This is a genomic window from Streptosporangium sp. NPDC006013 (genome assembly GCF_040614275.1).
GTDB lineage: Bacteria > Actinomycetota > Actinomycetes > Streptosporangiales > Streptosporangiaceae > Streptosporangium.
In genome coordinates this window covers 1-4,486 of sequence record NZ_JBEXUE010000663.1, presented here as the reverse complement: position 1 = coordinate 4,486, position 4,486 = coordinate 1, and the positions used below count along the sequence as shown (strand labels likewise).

The 4,486-nt window shown below is 71.3% G+C and carries 4 protein-coding genes; 1 reads left to right on the top strand and 3 read right to left on the bottom strand.

Annotated features, from left to right (window positions below):
* Positions 1-322: 322 nt before the first annotated feature.
* From ABZ260_RS47315 to mshB, 3 genes are all read right to left on the bottom strand, one after another.
* Complete coding sequence (locus ABZ260_RS47315; protein ID WP_350921711.1) at positions 323-748, bottom strand: hypothetical protein; 426 nt, start codon at positions 746-748, stop codon at positions 323-325.
* 82 nt (positions 749-830) lie between these two features.
* On the bottom strand, positions 831-1,352 hold the full coding sequence (locus ABZ260_RS47310; RefSeq protein WP_355631512.1) for a DUF6113 family protein: 522 nt from the start codon (positions 1,350-1,352) through the stop codon (positions 831-833).
* A gap of 14 nt (positions 1,353-1,366) precedes the next feature.
* Complete coding sequence (mshB, locus tag ABZ260_RS47305) at positions 1,367-2,272, bottom strand: N-acetyl-1-D-myo-inositol-2-amino-2-deoxy-alpha-D-glucopyranoside deacetylase (RefSeq protein WP_355631509.1); 906 nt, start codon at positions 2,270-2,272, stop codon at positions 1,367-1,369.
* A 98-nt stretch (positions 2,273-2,370) separates the two neighbouring features.
* On the opposite strand from mshB, the gene ABZ260_RS47300 reads away from it, so the two are divergent.
* Positions 2,371-4,431: a prolyl oligopeptidase family serine peptidase gene (locus ABZ260_RS47300; RefSeq protein ID WP_355631507.1), complete on the top strand. Its 2,061-nt coding sequence runs from the start codon at positions 2,371-2,373 to the stop codon at positions 4,429-4,431.
* The last annotated feature ends 55 nt before the right edge of the window (positions 4,432-4,486 follow it).

The window sequence follows — 4,486 nt, the reverse complement described above, 5'->3', positions numbered from 1 at the left end:
GGGCGGCCCGGCGGACGCGCCGGTCGCGGCGCCGGTCGTACGGGCGGCTCCGGTCGGGTGGGGGCTTCCGGGAGCGTGGCGGAGCCGACCGCCGCCTCGGCCACGGCCATTCGTTTGGAAGCCCGGCCCAGCTGTCTCAGCGCGCGCGCCGGCCGCGTGGCGAACCGGGCCGACCACCCGGAACGGCGGGGCGGCTCTTCGACAGGGCCCGTGAGTTCTGTGGCGGCGGCTTCGGGGTGGGACGTCTGCGACATGGGCGGTCCCCTTCTGTCATCGTCAGCTCACCCTCTGTTGATCCCCCCACAGAGAGATTCATTCCCTTTTAAGAGGATTTAGTACGAAACCACCACGGGGATCTGCGGGCGTAGTTGCCGTCCTCCAGGTTCGCCAGCCGCTCGAAGAGGTTCCACGAGGCGTGGTCGCCGCAGATCAGCATGGAGACCGCCACCGCCACGACGTAGAGCGGGAGCATCGGCAGGCCCACGCAGAACATGTACTGGGAGGCGTGCCGGTCCTCGTGCCTGAGCAGGGCTCCGGTGAGAAAGCCCTCCTCGTGCTTGGTCAGCACCACGTTGCCCACGGTGAACGCCGAGGCGATCGGGAACCGGAAGCGGTAGCCGTACGCCAGGATCAGCCCGTCGGGCCCGGCGGCCACCCTGGCCCGCCCGAGGCGCGCCAGTAGCAGCCCCAGGGGCGTGGACAGGTTGATGTGGTTAACAGTCCGTCGTACCCGATGTAACCGCCGCATACCGGGATTGTGCGTCATCCGGACGGCTCGCGGTAGCGGTCCGCACCGCGCGGGGTCCGGGCAGAACCCGGCCGGGCGAGTCTCAGGTGCCGGGCGGGACCTGAGGGTCCGGCGGGCCCTGACCGGGTGGGGCCTGACCGGGTGGGGCCTGCGGGCCCGGCGGGGCGGGTGAGGGCTGCGGGCGAGGACCGTACCCGTGCTGGGTGAGCAGCCACGAGCCGCCCTCCGCGGCCGGTGGCGCGAGCAGGACCCCCACCGCGACCGCCGCGAGGCCCCCGTAGAGGTAGACGTAGCCGGACAGGTCGTTGGCGATGACCAGGTCGCCCTCCGGCCGTCCGGTGATCCAGATCATGGTGATCAGCGCCCAGCCCATCGCGAACGACAGGGCCGCCGCCTTGCCACGGGTCATCCGGCCCGCTCCGTAGGTGATCGCGAACAGCAGGGCGACGCAGACGAGGGCGGAGACCGGGACGGGCCTGATGTACCAGGAGTGCTCGAACCCGCCGAGGACGCCCATCAGCAGCCCGAGCATGACGAGCACCGCGTTGACCGCCACGGTGACAACCGTCTCCGAGGGTTCGCGTGTCGCGGGGACCTGCTCCATCACAAACATCGAGGCTAACCGATCCCGGCGAAGAGGTCGTCCTCGCGGCCATAAGGCTCGCCGAGACCTCCCACCTCGATCGGCGCTCCCGGCCCCGCGGGACCCCGCGCGCCGGAGCGGAGAATGAAGTGCTCGATCCCGAGCAACTCCTGGCCGACGTCGTTGGACAGGGCGAACCAGGGCGGGCTCACGCTGATCTGGGTGGCGTGCGCCCGCATCGCGTCGATCTTCCGTTCGAGGTGGGCACGGGCGTCGATCTCGGTGGTGACGTCATCGTCCGCGCAGCCGAACGGCAGGTCGGCGACCGGCTCGACCAGGAAGGGGACGCCGTTCTCGCGCATCGCCTCCTCGCCTCTGATCATCACCGACCTGGGCATGGCGGTGTGGTAGAACTTCGAAACGCGCCACGGGCCGCCCTCGCCGAACGCCGGGTCCGCCGCCAGCTCGAAGGCCCGCCAGGTGACCCGGTGGGCCTGGATGTGGTCGGGATGGCCATAGAAGCCGTTCTCGTCGTAGGTGACGAGCACCTGGGGCCGAACCTCGCGGATGATCCTGACAAGCTCGCCCGCCGCCTCGTCCAGATCGGCCTGCCAGAAGGCGTTCGCGGCGTGGTTGGGGACGACGCCCATCATGCCGGAGTCGCGCCAGCGGCCCCGGCCGCCCAGGAACCGGTGGTCGGTGACGCCGAGCGCGGCGCAGGCCGCGGCGAGCTCGGAGACGCGGTGCTCTCCCAGGGTGTCGTCGCGATCGGCGGTCAGGTGGGCCAGCTCAGGCGGGATGACCTCGCCTTCCTCCCCCAGGGTGCAGGTCACCAGCGTGACGTGCGCGCCCTGGGCCGCGTACCTGGCCATGGTGGCCCCGCTGCCGATCGTCTCGTCATCCGGATGGGCATGCACGAGCATCAGGCGCCGGTCAGTCATAGGTTCGAGGGTATCGATGCCAGGGATCGCCCAGAACCTCCGAATTCACCACTTCTGGAAAACAGGACAGCCGATGCGGAACTGGCAAGATGGCTCGTATGAGTGAGAGCTTTCCTCGCCTGCACGCCAGAACCCGCCGATTCACCCTCGGAGTGCCCCGCGGTTTCACGATCGCTCCGGGCGGTGATCGCGTCGTCTTCCTACGGACCAGAGGCGGCTCCGACCCGGTGACCTGCCTGTGGGAGTACGACGTCCTCAGCGGCACGGAACGGCTCGTCGTCGACCCGCGCGCGCTGGCCGCGGACGACGAGAACCTGCCCCCCGAGGAGCGGGCGCGCCGCGAGCGGAGCAGGGAGCAGGCCGGCGGCATCGTCGGATACAGCACCGACGCCACGGTGACCACCGCCGCGTTCGCGCTCTCCGGCGGCCTCTACGTCGTCGACCTGAAGACCGGGTACATAAGGAACCTGAAGACCCCCGGACCGGTGATCGACCCTCGGATGTCCCCCACCGGAGAACACGTCGGCTACGTGACCGGCGGCGCCTTCCACATCCAGGACCTGGCGGACGAGGTCGACCACGCGCTGGCCCGCCCCGAGGCCCCGGAGGTGACCTACGGCCTGGCCGAGTTCATCGCCTCCGAGGAGATGGACCGCATGCGGGGCTACTGGTGGTCCCCGTCGGGGGACGCGATCCTGGTCGAGCGGGCCGACGAGTCGCCGGTCCAGCGGTGGCACATCTCCGACCCGGCCAACCCGGCCCGGCCCGCCGCCGAGCAGCGCTATCCCTCCGCGGGAACCGCCAACGCCGGGGTCGAGCTCTTCGTGCTGACCCTCACCGGGGCCCGCGTCCCCGTGCCCTTCGACGACGAGTACCTGGTCAACGCCGCCTGGGACGCCCACGGCCTGTCGATCGTCACCATGACGCGCGACCAGCGGACCATGCGGCTGCTCGCCGTCGACCCGGCTACCGGCACCTCCACCCTGGTGCGCGAGGACACCGACCCCGCCTGGGTCGACGTCGTCACCGGCGTGCCCGGCCACCTGGCCGACGGCAGCCTCGTCTGGGCCGCCACCTCCGAGGGCGGCCACCGCCTGATCGTCGGCGACGACCCCGTCACGCCGCCCACCCTCCAGGTCCGCGAGATCCTCGACATCGACGGCGAGACCGTGCTCTTCCGGGCGAGCGGGGAACCCACCGAGATCGCGGTATGGGCCTACCGGAGGGGTCAGATCACGCTCGTCAGCCCGACCGAGGGCGGCGTCTACAGCGGCCACACCGCGGGCGGCACCCTCGTGATCACCGGTCAGACCCTCGAAAGCGAGGGCTCCGTCACCCGCGTCCTGCACAACGGCACGCCCCGCGGCCACATCACCTCGTACGCCGAGCGCCCCGGCCTGGACCTGCGGGTCTCCCTGATCAGGGCGGGCGAGCGCGACCTGGCCACCGCGGTGCTGCTGCCCTCCGGTCATGTGCCGGGCTCTGCGAGACTGCCGGTCCTCATGGACCCGTACGGCGGACCGCACGCCCAGCGCGTCCTGGCCGCGGCCGGGGCGCACCTGACCAGCCAGTGGTTCGCCGACCAGGGTTTCGCGGTGGTCGTGGCCGACGGCCGCGGCACCCCGGGGCGGGGCCCCGAGTTCGAGCGGGCCATCCTGCACGACCTGGCCACCCCGATCCTGGAGGACCAGATCGACGCCCTGCACGGCGCCGCCGCGCGGTTCCCCGACGACCTGGACCTGACCCGGGTCGGCATCCGTGGCTGGTCCTTCGGCGGCTACCTGGCCGCCCTGGCCGTGCTCCGCCGCCCCGACGTGTTCCACGCGGCCGTCGCGGGAGCCCCGGTGACCGACTGGCGCCTGTACGACACCTGCTACACCGAGCGCTACCTCGGCCGGCCCGACGAGGGGCACTACGACTCCTCGTCCCTGTTCGCCGACGCCGAGAAGCTGGACCGCCCCCTCCTGCTGATCCACGGCCTGGCCGACGACAACGTGGTCGCCGCCCACACCCTCCGCCTCTCCTCGGCTCTGCTGGCCGCCGGTCGCCCGCACAACGTGCTGCCGCTGTCCGGGGTCACCCACATGACCCCGCAGGAGGTCGTGGCGGAGAACCTGCTCCTGCTCCAGGTCGACTTCCTCAAGAAGGCCCTGGTCTGAGCCGGGGCCATTCCCGTCAGAGGGCATGACGCCGTGCCGGTGCGGCAAGATCGGA